This window comes from Malaciobacter canalis, assembly GCF_008000835.1.
In the GTDB taxonomy this organism is placed as follows: domain Bacteria; phylum Campylobacterota; class Campylobacteria; order Campylobacterales; family Arcobacteraceae; genus Malaciobacter; species Malaciobacter canalis.
The window spans coordinates 1,453,198-1,474,585 of record NZ_CP042812.1; the positions used below are offsets into that span (position 1 = coordinate 1,453,198).

Here is a 21,388-nt window from a genome sequence, read left to right on the forward strand (position 1 = left end):
TTTTTATATAATTACTTTTACAATGAATTAAAGTAAGGTTTTTTTAATGTCTCAAATAGCAAATATAAATAAAAATTTACGAAAAGAAATAACACAAAGCATAAAATCAAGAATCAAACTACTAAACTATAGAAGTGACCTGCCAGATATACTAAATGAAAGCTTGAGTGTATATAAACTAAATGGATATAGTAAAGTAAATAAACCTTATGAATTTGAAGTAATATTTGTAAGTGAAGAGTTTATACAAATAGAAGATATAGTAGATACAGATGTAGAACTAATAATCCAAGATGAAGTAAATCCATTAGATAAAAAAACAATATTTGGAAAAGTCTATGAAGCAAGTGAAGATAGTGTAGTAGCAAAAAAACATCTGTATAAAATAAAAATAGTATCGCCTTTGTATTACTTAGGATTAAATAATAGATATGAAATATATCATGAAAGAAAAGTAAGTACACTCTTTAGTGAAATAATAAATAGATATAATCAACTGCTAAATATAAATGTAGATGTAAAAATAGATATAAAAAATGAAGTAACAAGAGAGTATATAACTCAATATAATCAAAGTGATTTGGAATTTCTTACAATGCTTTGTGAAGAAGAGGGATATAGCTTTATAGTAGAATACTCTTCAAATAATCCATATAATATAGTTTTGTGTAACTTAAATGAACATGCAATAATAAATAGCTATAGCGCAGTAAGCCAATTTAATCATAGTAAAAAATTTACAGCATCTAATATAATAGAAGATTATTATGATAAAAATAGACCAAGCTTAGAATATAAAGTGCAAACAGGTGCAGCAATAACTTCAAGTATAAAAGATAATCAATCAACAAGTCAATTAAGAACAGATATAAAAAGAAATAATCTAAGAGATAAACTAAATGTACTTGATGAGAGTCTTTATAAGGATTTGGATAAATATAATAAAATAGAAGCAAAAAGAGAATATGTAAAATCAAATATAATATACGCAACAAGCCAAGAAGTAGTAATAAATGACTCTTTGTGTATAAAATTAGAAGATGAGGCTGCAAAAAAAGTATTTGATGTAATAGTAATAGAAGTAAAATATAATGGAATTTTTCCAAATGCATTGGATGAATATATACAAAATATAAATGAAAATAAAAAACATGAACTTGAATATGAAGTAGAATTTACTTCAATACCAAAAGATATAGAGTATGTTCCACCATATACAGTAATAAAACCAAAAATAAACTCAGTACAAACAGCAATAGTAGCAAGTAGTAATAGTAATACAAAAGAAGATGCAAATACAATAGATGTGGATGAACAAGGAAGAATAAAAGTATTGTTTCACTTTGAACAGAATAAAACAATATCTTGCTACTTAAGATACTCAAACTTCTTTGCAGGAGATAACTATGGAGCACAATTTCTGCCAAGAGTAAATAGTGAAGTAATTGTAAGCTTTGTAAATGGGGATATAGATAAACCAATAATAATAGGAAGCTTGTATAATGGAGAGAATAAAGTACCCTATAACCTTCCAAAAGATAAAACAAAGAGTTATATTAAAACAAACTCAATGCCACAATATGAACATAAGCAAGGATATAATGAGATACTCTTTGAAGATAAACAAGGTGAAGAGTTACTCTCATTTAGAGCACAAAAGAATCTAAAAACACATGTGTTAAATGATGAATATAAACATGTAGAGAATAACTCAAAACTATTAGTAGAAAATGATAAAGAAGAGACAATCCAAAAAGACTCAATCATAACAGTAGGAGAAGAAGAAAGAAAAAGTATTAAAGCAAATAAGATTTTAACTGTTGAGAAAGAGTCTATTACAACTATTAAACAAGATTGTGAAGAGCATATATTAGAAGATTTTATTACTATTGTTAAAGATGATTTAAAAACAATTGTAGAAAATAATGTGATAAAACGTATAAAAGGTACAAAAACAGAATATATAGAGCAAGATGTAAAGAAAAAATACTTACAAAATATGTTTTTGCAAATTGGTAAAGATTATAGGTTAGATGTAATAAATTCATACCATTTAAAGGCTAAAACTGTAAAATACCAAGCAAAAACAATTGAATTAGAAGCAACTAATGGAATTAGCTTAAAATGTGGAGGAAATGTCTTAACAGTTGATACATCTGGAATATTTTTAAAAGCAGGGACTGTTGATACAACATCATCAAATGGTGGAGTAAGTGCAAAAGATGTACCAAAAATAGAGATACCAAAACCATTATATGAAAAAGTAAGAGTAGTTGAACTAATTCCTACAATTACAAAACAAAATGATATAACACAAGTTTTAGAGTATGAAGCTGTTGTTGAGAAGTTTTATAATGGTGTTTGGAGTAAAAGTACTGATTTAAATGAAACACAACTAGCTCAACTTCAATGGTATTTTATTAAAAACAATGATGAAGCTGATACTGATATTTTAACAGATAATCCAACAAATGATAATATTACTATTAATGGATTAAAAATGAGTGTTACTTTAGAAGAAGAAAATATTTATAAAGTAGGACATGCACACTGTTTTGTAAGTAATAGTGAAGAAGAGGGATATGCACAAACACAACTTGTAAGATATTTAGAAGTTGAAGATATAGTTAGCTCTCATGTATCACAAGAAGAGGGTGAGTGTATAGCTGTATTAAATGTAGAAGAACCAAGGCAAGAAGAGTTAGCGCAAATAAGATGGCAAATAGAAGATACACCAAAAGATATTTATAATGGAAAAGAGACAATAATTCATAATCTAAAAAAAGAAAAAGTTCATGAGATTAATTTCTTAGCATATATTGATGGAAAAATTCAAGATGGTGCTAATACAAGATTAACTTATGATGAAAGAAAAAATCAAAAAGTAAAGAATAATACAAAAACAAATAAACAGGAAAAATAGTATGCAAAATATAATAAAAACCCTACTTATAATATGTATAACAACAGTAGTATTAAATGCACAAGAATTAAAAAAAAGCAAATATGATATAAACCAATGCATAAAAATAGAATATACAAAAGAAGATATAAAAAAATATAAAAAATTAATACAAGAGGGTGAACTACAAGGATATAGTTGTGCAGGTATATACTATGCAAGACAAGGTAACTTTGATGAAGCAATAGATTACTTTAATAAAGGAAAAGAAAAAGGAAGTATAGAATCATATGCACAATTAGGAAGTCTATATTTAAGTTTTTTACATGATAATAAAAAAGCAGTTAAAAACTTTAAAGTAGCAGCAAATGCAGGACATGGAAAATCAGCACATAATTTAGGTGTGTATTATTATAAAAACTTTAAATATGATGAAGCATATAAATGGTTTATGAAATCATATGAAACAGGAGATATGAACTCACTAATTTCTATTGGACTGATGTATATAGACCAAAAAAAATATGATGAAGCAATAAATACTTTTAAAAAAGTTGGAGAATTAGGCGAGCCAAAAGGTTATTATGAACTGGGGACTTTTTACCAATTAAATAAAGATATGCAAGATAAAGAAAAAGGAATAAAATATTATAAAAAATGTTATAAGATGGGATATGGGAAATGTGCTTCTGCAATAGGAGAGTATTATGAAGAAGATAGGAAAGATTACAAAAAAGCTGAAGAATGGTATTTAAGAGGTTCTAATCTTAATTATAGTGGCTCTATGCAGAAATTGGGACTTTTATATTCAGATATATTAAAAGATTATAAAAAAGCAATTTATTGGTATAAAAAAGGATTTAATGAACTTAATTGTATAGATTGTGCATTAAGTTTAGGAATAATCTATAAAAATAATATAAAAAATTATAATAAATCAATTTACTGGTATAAAAAAGGCATAGAATTAGGAGATGCAAGGGCTATTCAAAATCTTGGATTTTTATATGAAACAAAATTAAATAATAAAGATAAAGCAATTTATTGGTATAAAAAAGCATTGAGTACAGAAGTAAAATCTATGGCAAAAAGAAGACTTGAAAAACTAGGAGTATCATATGAGTAATGATATAACTAAAGGAAATGCATTTCATAAAGAGGGTGAAGTAGTACACTTAAATGAATTTTGTACTAAAGAGAATGAAGCAATAGAAGAAGATATAAAAACTAGAATCGCTTATATGGTTATATCAAATGAAGATATTAAAGAACTATTAGACTCAAATAACGATAAACAAACTATCTTAAATAAAGTAATAGAAGAATATAAACCTTATTTGATAAAAGCTGTAGAAAAAGAGAGTACTGAAAATAATAAACCCTTGATTTTTGATGATTTACGTGGTGTAACTGAACAAATAGTTGATAAAAAATTGGTAAAACTTTGTACCACTCAATTGTATAACTCAAAATCTTATGGAAGTGTATTAAAAGCAAAGAAATATCATCATGCATATAAAAAAGTATTAGAAAAAAATCTAAAAGAGAATCTTGAGAAAAAAAGTACATCTTTTTTTACATATAATAAAAATAGTTGTCAACAAATTTTAAAACAAGAAGTAAATAAAACTTCAAAAAAACCAAATAAAGATGAACAAGCATATATAGTACTATCTATGCCATATGTTTATAATATAAAAGATGGTTCTAAAACAAAAGAGTTAGAACTAATATCTTATGAAGATAAAATAATAGCCTCTTTTATGCCGGAGTTAATAGTCGAATATGGAATATTTTTTGATGGAACAAATAATAATATATATAATATAGATTTTTATAAAAACTTTAAAAAGTTTTTAAAAGAGCCTGCAAAAGATATAGAAGATGGATTAAATGAAAATGATGAGTTTGGTAAACCAAAATTAAAAGATAGAAAACAAGGAACAATTGAAGAATACATCCTTTCAATAGATAACCCAGAGTTTACAAAAAAAACAAAAAAAATGATTATAAATCAAATGAACAACGCTTCAATAAGATATTTTGATAGTAAATCGGTTTTTATTGTAGGCAAGGATGAAATTATAACTACTAAAAAAGCAGAAAAAGATTCAAAAAAAGTATTTGATTATTTACTTGATGTAAAAAATAGTAAAAAAGATGCAAAAGAAAAAACTATTTCTGATTATATAATAAAAGAAATACTTCCAGATGATAATGAAGATAGTAGCTTTACAAATGGTGAAACAAATATTAGTAGATTATATGAACTTTATGATGGAGATGATGTAAAGAAAAACAAAGATGCTCTTCCAAATACTAGATTTAAACTTTATGAAAGTGGTTCTGGAACTTTTAATCCTTTTATACAAAAAGATTATGAAGATGACTCTGTAGTTGGATTGGGTCTTGGAATGGGAGAGAGTGGAGTAATAGCACATTGTTTATACTCTTGTATAAAAATAGCTGAACAATTAAGAAAAGATTCAATAACACATATAGATGAACTAGTTTTAGATGTATTTGGATTTAGTAGAGGTTCTACTAGTGCAAGACATTTTATTTGTACACTTTTGAAAAATACACAATTGGTAAAAAATGAAAAAAGAGAATATACAATAAAAACAAAAGATAGTAAAGATATTTTTTATGAATTTTTTGGAAGTAATGGTTATGTAAGAATTGGAAGTAAGACTATTTTTAATCCACTTAGAACAGATATAGAGTATATTAATCCAAATAACAATAATCATAGAGTTTATAATCCTTTTTATAAAGAAAAAGAGATAACAATTGAATCAATCTCTTTTAGATTTGCAGGATTGTTTGATACAGTAACACATTATGGAATTATGCAATCAAATGATTCTGATGATTTAAATATAAACTTTTTTGAAAATGATAATAATAAAAAAGTAGGGCATGTAGTTCATCTAATGGCTGATGATGAGTTTAGATATAACTTTGAAGCATACTCTATCTTTACAAATATAAATAAGCACTATTATAAACAAAGTACAGAAAAAAGAGAAGATGGTGGTGCAAGATTTGAAGAGTTTTATGTTCCTGGAGCACATGCAGATGTAGGAGGGGGATATAATGAAGAAAATGAATTGGTTTATCTTGGTGATTTTATAATAGAAGAGAAAAAACTACCTGATTACTTAAGAAAAAATATACAAAAGTGGAATAATAAATATAATTGGTTAAAAAATAATGCATTAATACAAAAAGATTCAAAAAAAGAAATAAAAGAAATGAAAGAAGAGACAAAAGAAAAAGAAGGCTTTTATTACTATATAAAAAATCAATATAAACTTAATCCAAGAGAAGATGTTTGGGGAAACTCTTCAAATTGGGAATATCATTTACATTTATATATGTATAAACCAAAAGTATCAAATAAATATGAACATGTAGCTATGAGATTAATGTATGATAAAGCTGTATATGTAGATTCAAAAACACAAAAAAATAGAAAAGATGAGTTTGAGATGGTTCCTTTTGGTAAATTTAATCATAGTTTTAAAGATGATGAAACTTTAAAAGAAACATATAAAGCACTTAAAGAGCATAAAGTTTTAAAAAAAGAGAATACAAAAATATATAAAGAGTTAAAAAACAACTATTTACACCACTCTTCACAAGTTGGAAACTTTGTAAATAAACCTTCAAATGAGAAAAAAGATGAATATGAACTATACGGAAAGAGAGTTATTTATTCTACAAAGGGCAAAGAGTTTACTAGAGGGTGATTAGTGTTTATTAAAATCGAGATTATAATAAGGATATTTATTATTTTAAACTAATATTAACTATTATTTTGTAATAATGATAAAAATTATCAAAGGTAGTTTAATGAGTATAAATATATATAGCAGTATTTATGAAAAATTAATCGATTCTAATAACAATTTAAGTGTAGATGGTTTGTTAGCAGAATATAAAATAACTCCTGGGCAATTAAAAACTATTCTAGTAAAAATCAAAGAAAATGAATACTTAGCTAAAGAAAAATCTATTATTGAGATTTTTTTAGATGAATTAAAAGATTATAATCAAGAAGAAATAGAAATACTTGTAAAGAAAAAAGAACAAACTATTAAAAACGAAGATACTCACAATAAGATTGAATATATAAAAAAAGTACTAACAAACCTTAATTTATTTTTTATTAGCTATATAAATAGATTAGAAACAATACTCACAAATAATAGACCTATTAAAAAAAGAGGTTATATTATTGTAAGTGGTATTTTTGTCATTATATTTTTAACTTCTTTGTCTATTTTGACAATCTCTACTACCTCTACTACTAGTGATGAAATAACAAATGAAGTAAAAGTTAAAATAAATGATAGTAATAGTATTAATAAAGTAGAAAAAAAACAATTACAAAAGAAAGAAACATTAGTAAACAGCGAGATAGATACAAAATTAGATACTATAAAAATAATAAAAAATATTGACGATGATACAATAACTGCAATAATAGACTTAAATCAACAAGAGCAAATAAATCCAATAGCTTCTTCAATAAAAATGAAAAAAGAGATAACAAAAGAGATAAAGAAAGAAGAAGAGGGTGACTCAATAAAATCTAAAAAGACAACTATTTTTAAAATTAGAGATAATTTAGCACAAATAAAAAAACATTTAATGTATGAAAATAATATGATTAAATATAAGAATAAATATTATAAAGAAAATGATATTTTAGAAGGTTACAAAGTTTTTAAAATAACACCTGTGTATGTCAAGTTTGAGGATATGAATAAAAAAATTAGAAAAAGAGTACTTTTAAATTAAATAAAGGAGCACAATGCATAAGAAAATAGTTATTTCTGTGACAATAGTATTTACCATGCTATTTACAGGTTGTAATGCTACAAAGCAAGAAAGTATAGAGACACCTAAAAAGAAAGAAGAAAAACAAGTAAATTTAGATGAACTGTACAAAATTGATAAAGAAAAAGGTTATACATTTTTTAAAATGCAAACAAACCCAATTGAAGTTTTTGTTTATGATGGAGACTATAAACAAACAAATATGTTAAATGATACAAAAATAAAAAGTTCTTTTTATTTAAAGGGAAGATTACTTAGAATAGAAAAAGTATATAAAACAAAATTTGATGATCATTATGGAAAAATATCAAAAAAAGGTTTATTTGTATCAATGGATGATTTGTCTATGTATGATAGTAAATAGCAAAGAAGCTATTTACTATTAGATTTAGGGTAGTTTAATAAAGCATGTGTTATAGTTTGGAAATTATAGTTTCCAAAAGTAAAATATATATAAAAGGCTTTTAATGAAATATCCTTTAGATTGTGAAAATAACTTTGAAAAAACATATTTATTCTGGTTATCACGTTTTTTAAGAAATAAGATGACTACCTTATCTAATAGACAAGTTAAGAATAAAGACAGATTAGCTCAAATATTGCAAGAGCTAATTAAAGGTTTTAGTGATATAGACAAACTAAAAAAGATAATAAAAGAAGTTAGAAATAATGGGATAAATAGTATTCATGTATATTTTATTCCTCTTGAAAAGTTATATAACTTTTTAATTAATTTTGGTGCGAACTCATTAAAAGAGATTGATGAAGAGTTATTAAGTGATTTTTTGGCAACTGAAACTAGTAATCTTTCTGATGCAACTAAAAAAAACTACAGAATAGCACTAATTTCTTTTTTTGGATATATTGATAAACAAAATGAAGAAGAAAATGGTTTTGTGCATAGGTTTGGTATAGAATTAAAAAACTGGGGTGGTCTAGCAGGAAAATCAGGTACAAAACTACCCTCTTTTATGAAAAAAGAAGAAATAAATAGATTCTTAGATGGGATTGACAAATATCCTTTTAGTTCTAAAATTGCTGCAAGAAATAGACTTATTATAAAAATAATACTGTATACAGGTATAAGAGTTAGTGAAGCAATAAATATTGATTTAAAAGATTTCAACAAAGATGAAGATGCATTTATCATTCAAGTAAGAGGAAAAGGTAATAAACCAAGAGTTGTTATGATAAAAGAAAAAATAATTAGAACAGATCTTAATGAATGGTTTGAATATAGAGTTTGCAATGAAAATCTTCTATTTTGTAATCAAAAAGGAAAGCCTCTTAGTCAAGCATATATTAGTAGTATTGTTGAAAAAATTTTATTAAGTGTAGGTATTAGAAAAGAAAAAAATGGAGCACATATGCTAAGACATACTTTTGCAACAATGCTTTATCAAAAAAGCAAAGATTTAATTTTAGTTCAAGAATCATTAGGTCATGCAGATATAAATACTTCTAGAATTTATACTCATTTTGATAAAGACAAACTAAAAAGAACAACAGATATATTTTAAGAAAGCAGGGTCTCTACCCTACTTTCTTTTTTTGCCTTTTGAAAATTCAATTATATAATCTGCTATTTCATCTAAATGAATAATATCTTTTACAGCATTTGCTTCAATAGCTTTTGCAGGCATTCCAAACACTACACAACTCTCTTTATTTTGAGCAACAGTATAAGCTCCATTGTCATATAGCTCTTTAATTGCTATTTTACCATCATCACCCATGCCTGTCATCATAATAGCCATAGCTGAACCACCGGCTGAATTATTTACTGATCTAAATAAGACATCAACACTTGGTTTATGATGACTTACTTTTTTTGTATCTAAAAGTCTTGTTATATATTTGCCATCTCTTCTTTTTTCAATAGTTAAATGCATATTTCCAGGAGCTAAATATGCATGACTATTTTCAAGAATCATTCCATCTTTTGCTTCATGAACTACTACTTCTGAATTTGCATTTAATCTTTGTGCAAAAGAAGAAGAGAATCCATAAGGAATATGTTGAGTAATAACAATAGGAGGCAGATTTTTTGGTAAACGTTTAAATACTTTTAATAAAGACTCTACTCCTCCTGTAGAAGAACCAATTGCAATTATTCTACTACCTGGAAATGTAGCAGGAAAAGATTTGATAACTTCATCGGGATGAATTTTATATTCAATTTCACTTGATGATACTTTTTTAGGTTTTTTTAAAGCTTTAGGCTTTTTTAATGTATATCTTTTAAGTAAGAAAGTTAGATTCATTAATGTATCTTTTATTCTCTCTTGAAATTTAATCATTGATTCACCAGCTTCTGGTTTAGGAATAAATCCAACTGCACCATCATCAAAAATATCATTTCCTCTTACGCCTTCACCCGAAACAACAACTGCAGGCATAGGATGAAGTCTCATAAGATTTCTTAAGAATGTTACTCCATCCATCTTTGGCATATTTATATCAATTGTTACTAAATCAGGTTCATATTGTTTGATTTTTTCTCTTGCATCATATGCATCCATTGCATCTGCAATTACTTCAAACTCATCAATTGAATTTACCATATCTTTTAAGATTCTTCTCATAGAGGGTGAATCATCAATAACTAATACTGTATACATTTAATCTCATTTAAAATAGTTCGATTTCCATTTGTGTTTCATCTTTCTTTTTAATATCTTCATTAAATAGATCAACACCACCAACATATTCTTTGATAACTGGTTCTTTTGCAATTTCTGTTTGTAGAGCTTTTTCTTCATTAACAATTTTAACATCAGTTGCAGTTTTTTGTGTTACTTTAATAAAAGTGCTAAAATCATTTGTCAAAAGAATCAACCTACCATGTTCCCCTCTTGTATGTTCACTAATAAGTTTAAACCCCTCTGCTCTACAAAAATCTTTTGCAAACTCTACATTTCGAAACCCAATACTATTATTAGGAATTGCATTTGAAAGTTGCATAATATCTGCACCACCAGAAATTTTTGCAGTAATATTCTCTTTTTTGCATCCAAGTTTATACATTTCATTTAGCATTGCTTCTACAGAATAAAGACCATATTTCATGTCATCATTTGAGTTTTTTGTAGAAGGTAATAAAAAATGATTCATTCCTTTTATTTTTTGTACTTTATCATAAAACATTATTGCAACACATGAACCAAGAAGTGTCTTAAAAGCAATCTCATCACTATCTTTGCCTACAGCAAACTCACCACCAATTATAGTATGAGTATTAAAACCTTTAATCTTTTGATTAAATCTACTATTTGAGGCTCTTTCAATTCCTCCATCTTTGTGTCCAATTAAAATCAATGTACATCCTTAGTCTTAACAAAAATATTTTGTCCTATTCTTTGAACATAATTAATCAAATCATGTGGATTCTCTGAATGCCCCAGATATAAAGTTCCACCGATTTTTAAATGTGAAAATAGTTTTTTAAGTATCATTTGCTGATCTTGTACTGAAAAATATATAAGTACATTTCTACAAAAAACAACATCAAATTCTTCTTTCTTATAAGGATAAGATGGATCATTTAAATTCATTACTTTAAATGTAATCATTTTTTTTATTTCATCTTTTACTTTTATTAGTATTTCCTCATTTGCAAGATTTTTTTCTACTCTTCTTTTAAAATATTTAGGAGGCTTTATCCAATCTGGAAACTCTTTTGAAGATTTAGAAAATCTATAAACTCCATTTGCTGCAAATTGTAATACATTTGTATCAATATCAGTAGCAATAATTGATGCATTTATACTTTTACCTAATTTTTCTCTTGCTTCCATAACTGTCATTGCCATAGAGTAAGGCTCTTCTCCTGTTGAAGAAGCAGAACAATACATTTTAATTTGATTACCACTTTGTGCAAATGTTGGTAAAACTCTATCCCTTAAATCTTCAAAATGAAAACATTCTCTAAAAAAATGTGTTTTATTTGTTGTGAAAGAATTAATAAATTCTGTTGTATTATTTCCATTTTCGATTGAATCTAACAAAGCTTCTAAATCACCACCAGTAAATTTAGTATCTCTTTTTAGCTTATGTAATCTATTAGCAATCATAATATCTTTATTCTCTGCAAGTGTAATTCCTGTCAAAGAATAAAGAATTTTTTTTACTCTATCGTGTAAATGTTTAGTATCATTCATATTTTTCTAAGATGCTTTTCTCTTAGTAGTATTTACGCTTTTTTCAATCTTAATTTGTGCATTAATAATACCTAAAACATCTAAGATTAAACCAATACTTCCATCCCCTCTTACTGTTGCAGCACCTATTCCATCTACACTTCTAAAGTTTTTATCTAAAGGTTTAACAACAACTTGATGTTGATTTAAAAATTCATCAATAGATATGGCAACTTTTGTATTACCTGATTTTACTACAATCAACATACCATCTTCTAACTTATCAAAAGTAGGTTCTATTCCAAATAAATTATGTAATCTAACAACTGGAATAAACTCTTCTCTTAGCATTAGTAAATCTTGTGTACCATCACCTATTTTTTTAATCATATCAGAAGATGGTTGTAATGACTCAACAATAGAGCTTAATGGTAAAATATATTTTTGATTACCAACTGCAATATCTAAACCATCTAAAATTGCAAGAGTAAGTGGTAACATAATTATAATTGTAGTTCCATAACCCTTTTCAGTATCTAATTTTATTGCACCACCAAGTTTTTGAATATTTGTTTTAACAACATCCATTCCAACACCACGACCAGAAATATCAGTAACTTCTTTTGCAGTACTAACCCCTGCTCCAAAAACTAACATTGCTTTATCGCTATCGGTCATTGAATCAAATTGATTATTGTCGATTTGACCATTTTCTAAGGCTTTAAGAGCAACTCTTTCAGCATCAATTCCTCTACCATCATCTTTAATAGTAATAATCATCTGTCCATTTGCTTGCTCAGCAGAAATAGAAATAGTACCAGTTTCACTTTTCCCATTTTGTGTTCTCTCATCTGGAGTTTCCAGGCCATGATCAAGCGAGTTTCTAATAATATGCATTAATGGGTCTGTTAATCCCTCAATCATTGCTTTATCAATCTCTACACCATCTCCATAATGTTTAAAGGCAACTTTTTTACCAAGTTTTCTTGAAATATCTCTAACAACTTTTGGAAATTTTGAATATATAGATTCCATTGGTACCATTCTAATACTCATAATAGAATCTTGCATATCTCTAATATGTCTTTCTAAAAGCTCTAATCTTTCTAAAACTGCATTTCTAGTTTTTGCTTCTTCAATTGAAGTTGAAAATTGTGTTAACATTGCATTTGTAATAACTAAATCCCCAACATTGTTCATTAGTAAATCAATTTTATCAAGATTAACTCTAATATTATTATTTGAAGAAGTTTTTTTCTCTTTTTCAGGTCTTGCTTTTCTTTCAGGCTGATTAGAAGATACTTCTTTATTAGGTAAAGGTTTTTTAACTTCTTCTTTTACTGGTTTATCTTCTTGTTTAGACTCTTGTGTTTTAGAAACTTCAGTTTCTACTTCATTTTTTTCTATTTTTGAATCAGGAGTGATTGCTGGCATTTCATCAAAAAATCCAAAGTTTTCTTCATCTTCATCATAAATACTTTGTGAAGAGTTATCATCCATGCTTAGTTGTGCACTTTCATTTAAATCATCATCAAAAAAACCATAAGGTGTATCTGTAGAATCATCTAAATCATCATCTGCAAATATTCCATAAGTTTTATGATCTCTTTGATCATTTAAATTATCATCAAAAAACCCTATATTTCTAGTCAATGATTCATCATCAACTTTATCACTTGTAGTAGAATTTTGTTCAACAGCTTTATTATCTTCTGTCTGTTCTATAGTTGAGTTTTCTTGAGTTGATTCAGATTTTGGGTTAACTTTATCACCATTTATATATGCTCGAATATCATCAAGTAAAGAAGAAGTCATATTTACAAAAGTATCTCTATCAAGATCTTCAGCTACTTCAAGATCTAGAATTTCTCTCATTACATCTAAACTATCTATTAAAGTTACTGCCATTTCTGGTTGAAATTCAATTTGATGGTTTCTTAATTTATCCATCATATTCTCTACGTCATGAGTAAACTCAGCAAAAAGAGTCAATTCAACTGATGCACCACTACCTTTTAATGTATGTACATCTCTAAACAGTTGACCCATTTGATCATCTGTTAAACTTCCATTTGTTTCAGCTTCTAATAGTACATTATCAGCAGATTCAAAAAGCTCTTCTGCTTCTTCTACAAACATTTCTCTATACTTAGATATATCAAAACCAGACATAACTTATCCTTTATCTACTTTAATTACTTAATAAATTATCTACTTAAAACTATATTAACCGCTTTTAACAATTGATCTGGAACAAAGGGTTTAACAATCCATCCCGTAGCACCTGCTGCTTTACCCTTTGCCTTCATTTCGTCACTTCTTTCTGTTGTCAATACTAAAATTGGTTTATTAGCATACTGAGACAACTTTCTTAATTCAGCTATTAATGTAAGTCCATCCATATTTGGCATATTTACATCAGTAATAATTAAATCGTACATTGAAGCTTTAGCTTTTTCTAGCCCATCAACGCCATCAATTGCCTCCGTTACATCATTGTAACCACCTTCGTTAAGTGCATAATTCAACATATCTCTTAGCATTGTTGAGTCATCAACTATTAAAAGCTTAGCCATAAAAAACCCCTTGTTTTCTTATAAATAAATATTATTTTTTATATCTTAACTAAAGAAATATTAATTTAGTATTAAAATTTTTACAATAGTGTTGAAGCTAATTCTATTCTATCTTTCTTCACATTTAATACTTTAATTTTTACTTCTTCTCCTACGCTTAATACATCTGAAACATTTTTAACTCTCTCTTTTGAGATCTTTGATATATGTAGTAGACCTTCTCCGCCTTTTGGTAAAGATATAAATGCACCAAAGTCTGTTATTCTTTCAACTTTACCTTCTAATACTTCTTCTGGTGTATAAAGCTTACCAAAATCAATATTTTTGCCACTTTCTTTTCTAGAAGTTGCATTATTTGAAATTGTTTTTATATGCTCACAAGCATCAAGTACATTCTGTTTGTGTTCTCCACTTACTTTTACATTTCCACTATCTCTATCTAAGTCAATTGAAACAGAGAATTTTTCAATTATTTCTTTTATAGTTGAACCAGCTTTACCAATTACAACCATTATTTTACCTGGATCAATTGCAAATTGTTCAACTAATGGTAAAGCATCACTTGGAACTATTTCTTTTGCAGCCTCTTCCATAAGATTTAAAATATGTAATCTTCCCTCTTTTGCTTGAAGTAATGCTTCTTTTAATACACTAAGTTCTATTCCACCTAATTTAATATCCATTTGAAGTGCTGTAATACCTTCACTTGTACCTGCAACTTTAAAATCCATATCTCCATCATGATCTTCAAGACCCATAATATCAGTTAAAACTGAATAGTTATTATCTTCTACTACCATTCCCATTGCAACACCAGCAACTAAACCAGAGATTGGGATACCTGCTGCTTTAAGTGCTAAAGAACCACCACAAACTGTAGCCATAGAAGAAGAACCATTTGATTCAAGTATTTCAGATACTAATCTAATTGTTTCATTAAAATCTTTATCAATTGTAGCTTCTAAGGCTTTTTTACCAAGATTTCCATGACCTAATTCTCTTCTACCTACTCCAAACATAGGTTTTGCTTCGCCAACTGAAAAACCTGGAAAATTATAATGTACCATAAAATTTTCCATAGATGTAGATTTATCTGTTAAAACTTCATACATTTGTCCATCTTTTGGCCCTGCGATTGTTCCTACTACTAAAGCTTGAGTTTCACCTCTTGTAAATAAGCAAGAAGAGTGAGTTGAAGGAAGTATATTAGTCTCTATAGAAATAGGTCTTACGTCTTTAAGCCCTCTTCCATCAGCTCTTACTTTATCTTCAACGATCATTTTTCTTACAATCTCTTTTTTTACAATTGAAACTGCTTCATAAACTTGAGCAAGATTTATATCTTCATTTTCTTTATACTCTTTTTCCAAGATATATTTTGCAAGCTCTTTTAATTCTACTGCTCTTTCACTTTTTGCAAGTTTTTTAATAGCATCTTTTACATTTGCATTATAGTTAGTTCTTACATTATTGATAATTGCCTCATCAATAGTAAACTCAACAAGTTCAACACTTTTTTGTTCTTTACAAACAGTTTCAAATCCATTTTCATAAGTTGTATTAACTTCTTTTAATACATTTTGTGCAACTTCTATTGCTTCTACAAGATCATCTTCATTTACTTCATTAGTTTTATGAATTTTTGTGAAAGCTTCAATATCAACTTCAACCATCTCTTCACTTGAAATTGATTTCATTTCAATCATTAGTAATTCATCTTTAGAACCAGCTACATATAAATCTAGTGTAGATTCTTGCATTTGATCAGCAGTAGGATTAACAATATATTCATTATTGATTTTTCCAATTCTTACACCTGCAATAGATTTTTTAATAGGTAAGTTTGAAGTATATAAAGCTGCACTAGCTGCATTTAAAGCCAATGCTTGTAAATCAACATCTCTATCTGCACTTAGAACCATAACAGTAATTGTTGTAGGATATACATATCCTTTTGGGAAAAGTGGTCTTAAACTTCTATCAATTACTCGTGAAGTTAAAGTTTCAAATTCACTTGGTTTTGCTTCTCTTTTTATAAATCCGCCTGGAAGCTTAGCAGCAGCATATGTTTTTTCTACATACTGAACAGTTAATGGTGTAAAATCCTCTTCTACTGGATTATCAAATTCACTTACTACTGTTGCTAATACAACTGCATTTCCTAATCTTGCTAATACTGATCCATTAGCTTGTTTTGCTACTTTATTAAATTCAAATATTTCATCTTTTCCATTTAATTCAAACTCACACACTGTTGACATACTTTTCCTTTTATTTAATATTTTTTATATCTTCAAAATTAATATTTTCTAGTTTATCATAATAAAAATCTATAAAAACAAAATGATCTAATTTTTTAACATAATATAAATCATCAGCAATTGACTCTATTGTTGGAACACTAGCACTTGGTAAGATTGGTGTTGCAACAGATACAGACTTTGCACCTAAATTAATTGCTGTTTTAATACAAGCCATCATCGTAAGTCCTGTATTTAAACCCTCATCTACTAATAATACATTTTTATTTGTTAAATTCTCTATTCTTTTATCTTTTCTGTATAATTTAACAGTTTTCATTAGTTCTTTGTCATAGATTTGTTTAGATTTTGCGAATATAAAATCTAAACTGATTTCAAAAGCTTTTGCAAGTTCTTCATGAATTACAACCTCTTCTGATTCAGTTACAATAGCTATTTCGCAATCTTCATTATTTGGAGCCATTATTTTACTTGATAAAATCAAATCAAAGTTTGATTCAAGTTTATTTGCTATTATTTTTGCAATTGGAACTCCACCATATGAAGTTGCAAAAACTGTCCAATCTTCTAGTTTCATACTTTCAATTGGTAATACATCAAGTAATCTAAAAGCAGCTACATCTCTATTTTTGAAATATATTTGCTCATTTTGCATTTATATTAATTCTCTCTTTTTCTTAAATTGTACTCTTGTTCTAATCCACCAATTGGCTTTAGTAAAAATTGTACATAAAGAACATCTTGTTCTTTTCTATCATATAATTTGCTAGAACTTGCTTCCATCTCTTTTTCAAATTTAAAATCTAATCTCCAACAAATATCATTTATAGAGAATAGAACACCTTGTTTTGTTCTCATATTCTCTTCTAAATTATAATTTGTATAATAACCAACACTATAATCTCTTGATATTTTATAGTTTGCATCAACTCTATATGATTCTAAATCTTCTTTTCCTGAATTTGGAGTATCTTTTGACATATAGTACCCAAGTCTTAGACTAAAATCATTATAATTAAGTGAAAAAGAAGTAGAGTTTTCAATAAAAGCGTTATCTTGGTGATTATAAATGATTTTATTAGAAACTCTTCCTAGAAAATAGTTATAAATTAATTCATTTTCCATATTATCAAGTTTTGGATCATCAAACTCATCAAAGATGATTGACTGTTTTAATTTATGATTAATAATTTGTTTTAAGTCTTCATTATCATAAATTGATTGGTTTAAACTAAGTTGAACACTTCTTTTTGTTTTTGATATTGGAAAAAAGTTCAATTCAGAAGTAGTATTATTTATACTATATAAATCTCCATCATCTTCAATTGTTTTAGCATCTACATAAGCAGCACCTAAATTTACAGTGTGCAAAAAGTTTTCGTAAGGCTTAAGTAAGTCTGTACTAACTCCAACACTAGTAATATTTTCAATAAAAGTTCCATCTTCTAAATTAGTAGTAGTATCATCATATTTCAAGTGATTAATTACCGTTTCATTTTTAAGTGTTAGTTGCAAATAATCATCAAAAAAAGACATAGAGTAAGAAATAGGTACACTTATATCATACCTGTTAGCTGTAATTCCCTCTTCTCTATAGTAGTTTGTAAATCTAACATCTGTTGAATACAATAAATTATCTAAAATAATTGGCTGAGAATATTTGTGAAAATGTGCTTGAGGTAACTCTTGCATTGTTTTTGCATTTGATTCTTTAGAAGTATCAAGATAATGTCTAAAATATAGCCCTGTATAATATTTTGAAGTATTATAAAAATAGTTTATTTTAGATTCAATCTTTTTTTCATTGTCTTCATCATCACTAACTCTATCTTCTAAATTTCTATATTCAATATCATTTAACCATGAAATATCTACAAATAGCCCATCTTGCGAATCTTCACCTGAAAAAAGTTTTGTTCTTACATAGTCAATATTCCACCCATAGTGATTTTGATTTTCTAATTCATTTTCTTCAAAATAATCACTATCTTCTTTGAAAAAACCTGCACCAACTTCTAAAGTTGAATATTGTGAATCTGCATATCTAAAGTAAGTATTTAAGCCCTTACCTCTTTTTGAACGATATTGAGGAACAAGTTCAATATCATAATCTGGTGCAGGTGCAATAAATATAGGTTGTTTATACATAAAACCTTCATCACTACCATATCCTATTGTAGGAATCAAAAGACCTGTTCTTCTGGTTCTATCAGTTGAAAAACCAAAGTAAGGTGTATATAAAACTGGAATATCTTTAATATAAAGTCTTGTATTAAAAGTACTAAGCCATTTGGTTTCTGAATTATATTCAGCACTAGATACTCTAATACTCCAATCAGGGTCTTCACAATCACAACTTGAAAGTATAGATTTTTCCAAAGAAACCATTTCATCATTTTTATTAGATTTTGTTGAGTTTATCCAAAGATTTGTTTCACCCTCAAAAATCAAAGTAGGTTTTTGAAATAATGCATTTGTTTTATTATCTAAAAAGGCATAATCACTTTGAGTTTGAATTTTATTGTCTTTGATAATTAAAACATCATCAAAAAACTCAAATGTTTCATTTTTTTTATTATAAATAACCTTTTGCGCACTAGCATAATAGTTTGATGAAAAAATTACAACATCACCATATGCAGTAATTAAATCATTTTCACTATCAACTTTGTTAGCAACCATTTGAAACTTATCATCATTTACTTCTTTTGCACTACTTGAAGTACATAGTGCAAGTAAGCATATAAAAACTAATTTTTTAAACATCAACTACTAGCGTCCTACCAATTTTATCATGAAATGTTTGTCTACCTTCACTAAAAAAACCTAATAAAAATCCTATATAAAAAAACATTTCACTTAATATCCGCCCTGCTGATCTAAACATAGAATTAAGCAAAGATACTCTTCCTAAATGATTATAATCAATTACTTTAATTTTAACTATAATCTTTCCAACAGTTGCACCATAATACCAAACAAAAAGAGAATGGTAAATAAACTTTACAAATAAAACTGGCCAAAGAAATTGATTCATAATTGCTAAAACAACAGCAGGATCATCAGTAGTTGTTACAATAGTATCCCAAAATACGATAACAATAAGAAAAGTAATTAATAAATCATCAATTACAAAAGCTAGTGCTCTAGATCTTAAAGAAGCTAATTCTAAATTTGAATTATTTAATTCACTCATTTATACCTACTTCAATGCTTGATATGCAATATCAGTTCTACATTTCTTACCAGCAAAATGAACTTGTCCACATAATAAATAAGCCCTATCTCTTGCTTGTTTAATTGTTTTCCCAAAGCCTACACAAACTAAAACTCTTCCACCAGTTGCCATTAGCTTACCATCTTGTTTTGATACACCAGCAAATGAAATATGAGTATTATTAAGTATATCTTCATCTACTATATTATCAATGATAATTTCTGCTGGCGCACTACTTGAATATGGGTAGTTTCCACTTGCCATAACAACACCAACACTAAATTCATCTTTAATTTTTATATCTAATGAATCTAAATCTTTAGTAGCACCTTTATAAAAAAGTTCAGAAACAGGTGTTTCAAGTAAAGGCATTAATATTTCGCACTCAGGATCACCAAATCTTACATTGTACTCTAAAATAATTGGTTCACCTTTTACTACCATCACACCAATAAAAAGAACACCTTCAAAAGGTGCTCCTTCATTTTTCATACCATCAAGAGTTGGTTTTACTACTCTTTCTTCTACTTTTTTATAGATATCTTCATTAACAAGTGGTGTTGGAGCATAAGCACCCATTCCACCTGTATTAGGACCAGTATCACCATCACCTATTCTTTTATGGTCTTGAGCTGCTGGTAATATTTTATAATTTTCACCATCACAAATTGCAAAAATAGATAGTTCATATCCATCTAAAAACTCTTCAATAACAACATTTGTACCTGCATCACCAAAAGAGTCTCCACTTAACATGTCAGAGGCTGCTTTTTTTGCTTCATCTTTTGATTGAGCAATAATTACACCTTTACCTGCACATAAACCATCTGCTTTTACAACTATTGGTTCATTCATAGTATCAATAAAACTATGAGCTTCATTTTCATTATTTGTTTCTAAAAAAGCAGCTGTTGGAATATTATATTTTTTTAGTATATTTTTCATATAAACCTTTGAACCTTCAAGTTTTGCTGCAGCTTTACTTGGTCCAAAAATAGTTAAATTTTCTTTTTTAAATATATCAACTACACCATCAACTAATGGAGCTTCAGGACCAACAATTGTTAAATCAATATTATTTTCTTTTGCCCAAAAAGCCAACTCTTTATAATCTTTTATATTAATATTCTTACCTAAATCTTCAGTAGCACCATTTCCTGGCATAAAAAATAAATTATGTTTTTTTTCTTTGTAGATACTAAGACCTATGGAATACTCTCTTCCACCACTCCCAAGAATTAATATATTCACTAGATTTCCTTAAAATTTGTAGTTTAAATACCCAAGTAGCCGTTAACCATCAAATGGCCCACAAAAGCCAACGATAGGAGTAAGAACACTATTTTAGGAATGCAAACAAAAGAAGCATTACACACCATAGTATTACAATACTCACACAAATAAAGTATCGGACCCTCAACAATGGAAATCCCGTACTACTTAGA

Annotated in this window: 16 protein-coding genes; 6 read left to right on the plus strand and 10 right to left on the minus strand. The window is 27.4% G+C overall.

Annotation, left to right across the window (positions count from 1 at the left end):
* The first annotated feature begins 46 nt into the window (after window positions 1–46).
* The 6 genes from ACAN_RS07285 (at window position 47) to ACAN_RS07310 (ending at window position 9,270) form a co-directional block, all read left to right on the plus strand.
* Window positions 47–2,923, plus strand: coding sequence for a type VI secretion system Vgr family protein (locus ACAN_RS07285; RefSeq protein ID WP_147525210.1), 2,877 nt, complete (start codon window positions 47–49; stop codon window positions 2,921–2,923).
* Window position 2,924: 1 nt separating this feature from the next.
* Window positions 2,925–4,028, plus strand: coding sequence for a tetratricopeptide repeat protein (locus ACAN_RS07290; protein WP_147525211.1), 1,104 nt, complete (start codon window positions 2,925–2,927; stop codon window positions 4,026–4,028).
* Window positions 4,021–6,657: a T6SS phospholipase effector Tle1-like catalytic domain-containing protein gene (locus ACAN_RS07295; protein ID WP_147525212.1), complete on the plus strand. Its 2,637-nt coding sequence runs from the start codon at window positions 4,021–4,023 to the stop codon at window positions 6,655–6,657. Before ACAN_RS07290 ends, ACAN_RS07295 begins: the two co-directional genes overlap by 8 nt.
* Window positions 6,658–6,760: 103 nt before the next feature.
* Window positions 6,761–7,711 carry a hypothetical protein gene (locus tag ACAN_RS07300; RefSeq protein WP_099333265.1) on the plus strand — a complete coding sequence of 317 codons (951 nt, stop codon included), beginning with the start codon at window positions 6,761–6,763 and terminating at the stop codon, window positions 7,709–7,711.
* Window positions 7,712–7,724: 13 nt separating this feature from the next.
* Window positions 7,725–8,114 carry a hypothetical protein gene (locus tag ACAN_RS07305; RefSeq protein ID WP_099333266.1) on the plus strand — a complete coding sequence of 130 codons (390 nt, stop codon included), beginning with the start codon at window positions 7,725–7,727 and terminating at the stop codon, window positions 8,112–8,114.
* A gap of 103 nt (window positions 8,115–8,217) precedes the next feature.
* Complete coding sequence (locus ACAN_RS07310) at window positions 8,218–9,270, plus strand: tyrosine-type recombinase/integrase (protein ID WP_099333267.1); 1,053 nt, start codon at window positions 8,218–8,220, stop codon at window positions 9,268–9,270.
* 18 nt (window positions 9,271–9,288) lie between these two features.
* Here ACAN_RS07310 and cheB read toward each other — a convergent pair whose 3' ends face one another.
* From cheB to purD, 10 genes are all read right to left on the minus strand, one after another.
* Window positions 9,289–10,371, minus strand: a complete 1,083-nt coding sequence (gene cheB, locus ACAN_RS07315) for a chemotaxis-specific protein-glutamate methyltransferase CheB (protein WP_079577929.1) — start codon at window positions 10,369–10,371, stop codon at window positions 9,289–9,291.
* A 10-nt stretch (window positions 10,372–10,381) separates the two neighbouring features.
* Window positions 10,382–11,068 (minus strand): chemotaxis protein CheD, encoded by a 687-nt coding sequence (locus tag ACAN_RS07320; protein WP_099333268.1) that lies wholly within the window; start codon window positions 11,066–11,068, stop codon window positions 10,382–10,384.
* Window positions 11,065–11,910 carry a CheR family methyltransferase gene (locus ACAN_RS07325; protein WP_079577927.1) on the minus strand — a complete coding sequence of 282 codons (846 nt, stop codon included), beginning with the start codon at window positions 11,908–11,910 and terminating at the stop codon, window positions 11,065–11,067. The genes ACAN_RS07320 and ACAN_RS07325 overlap by 4 nt, the downstream gene beginning before the upstream one ends.
* 6 nt (window positions 11,911–11,916) lie before the next feature.
* Window positions 11,917–14,061 (minus strand): chemotaxis protein CheA, encoded by a 2,145-nt coding sequence (locus ACAN_RS07330; RefSeq protein ID WP_099333269.1) that lies wholly within the window; start codon window positions 14,059–14,061, stop codon window positions 11,917–11,919.
* 35 nt (window positions 14,062–14,096) lie between these two features.
* On the minus strand, window positions 14,097–14,465 hold the full coding sequence (locus tag ACAN_RS07335) for a response regulator (RefSeq protein WP_079577925.1): 369 nt from the start codon (window positions 14,463–14,465) through the stop codon (window positions 14,097–14,099).
* A gap of 80 nt (window positions 14,466–14,545) precedes the next feature.
* A complete protein-coding gene (locus ACAN_RS07340) occupies window positions 14,546–16,726 on the minus strand; it encodes a polyribonucleotide nucleotidyltransferase (protein WP_099333270.1) in 2,181 nt (726 codons plus the stop codon).
* Between the two features lie 10 nt (window positions 16,727–16,736).
* Window positions 16,737–17,381, minus strand: coding sequence for a phosphoribosyltransferase (locus tag ACAN_RS07345; RefSeq protein WP_099333271.1), 645 nt, complete (start codon window positions 17,379–17,381; stop codon window positions 16,737–16,739).
* Window positions 17,382–17,386: 5 nt separating this feature from the next.
* The gene (locus ACAN_RS07350; RefSeq protein WP_099333272.1) at window positions 17,387–19,492 is read right to left on the minus strand and encodes an LPS-assembly protein LptD; all 2,106 of its coding nucleotides are present in this window, start codon (window positions 19,490–19,492) and stop codon (window positions 17,387–17,389) included.
* Complete coding sequence (locus ACAN_RS07355) at window positions 19,485–19,922, minus strand: RDD family protein (RefSeq protein WP_099333273.1); 438 nt, start codon at window positions 19,920–19,922, stop codon at window positions 19,485–19,487. The genes ACAN_RS07350 and ACAN_RS07355 overlap by 8 nt, the downstream gene beginning before the upstream one ends.
* Window positions 19,923–19,928: 6 nt before the next feature.
* Window positions 19,929–21,194, minus strand: coding sequence for a phosphoribosylamine--glycine ligase (gene purD, locus ACAN_RS07360; RefSeq protein ID WP_099333274.1), 1,266 nt, complete (start codon window positions 21,192–21,194; stop codon window positions 19,929–19,931).
* Window positions 21,195–21,388 lie beyond the last annotated feature (194 nt).

What these genes read in the sequence shown, in the direction of transcription:
- ACAN_RS07285 (WP_147525210.1), top strand. Translation starts at nt 47, where the DNA reads ATGTCTCAAATAGCAAATATAAATAAAAATTTACGAAAAGAAATAACA.
- ACAN_RS07290 (WP_147525211.1), top strand. Translation starts at nt 2,925, where the DNA reads ATGCAAAATATAATAAAAACCCTACTTATAATATGTATAACAACAGTA.
- ACAN_RS07295 (WP_147525212.1), top strand. Translation starts at nt 4,021, where the DNA reads ATGAGTAATGATATAACTAAAGGAAATGCATTTCATAAAGAGGGTGAA.
- ACAN_RS07300 (WP_099333265.1), top strand. Translation starts at nt 6,761, where the DNA reads ATGAGTATAAATATATATAGCAGTATTTATGAAAAATTAATCGATTCT.
- ACAN_RS07305 (WP_099333266.1), top strand. Translation starts at nt 7,725, where the DNA reads ATGCATAAGAAAATAGTTATTTCTGTGACAATAGTATTTACCATGCTA.
- ACAN_RS07310 (WP_099333267.1), top strand. Translation starts at nt 8,218, where the DNA reads ATGAAATATCCTTTAGATTGTGAAAATAACTTTGAAAAAACATATTTA.
- cheB (WP_079577929.1), bottom strand. Translation starts at nt 10,371, where the DNA reads ATGTATACAGTATTAGTTATTGATGATTCACCCTCTATGAGAAGAATC.
- ACAN_RS07325 (WP_079577927.1), bottom strand. Translation starts at nt 11,910, where the DNA reads ATGAATGATACTAAACATTTACACGATAGAGTAAAAAAAATTCTTTAT.
- ACAN_RS07330 (WP_099333269.1), bottom strand. Translation starts at nt 14,061, where the DNA reads ATGTCTGGTTTTGATATATCTAAGTATAGAGAAATGTTTGTAGAAGAA.
- ACAN_RS07335 (WP_079577925.1), bottom strand. Translation starts at nt 14,465, where the DNA reads ATGGCTAAGCTTTTAATAGTTGATGACTCAACAATGCTAAGAGATATG.
- ACAN_RS07340 (WP_099333270.1), bottom strand. Translation starts at nt 16,726, where the DNA reads ATGTCAACAGTGTGTGAGTTTGAATTAAATGGAAAAGATGAAATATTT.
- ACAN_RS07345 (WP_099333271.1), bottom strand. Translation starts at nt 17,381, where the DNA reads ATGCAAAATGAGCAAATATATTTCAAAAATAGAGATGTAGCTGCTTTT.
- ACAN_RS07350 (WP_099333272.1), bottom strand. Translation starts at nt 19,492, where the DNA reads ATGTTTAAAAAATTAGTTTTTATATGCTTACTTGCACTATGTACTTCA.
- ACAN_RS07355 (WP_099333273.1), bottom strand. Translation starts at nt 19,922, where the DNA reads ATGAGTGAATTAAATAATTCAAATTTAGAATTAGCTTCTTTAAGATCT.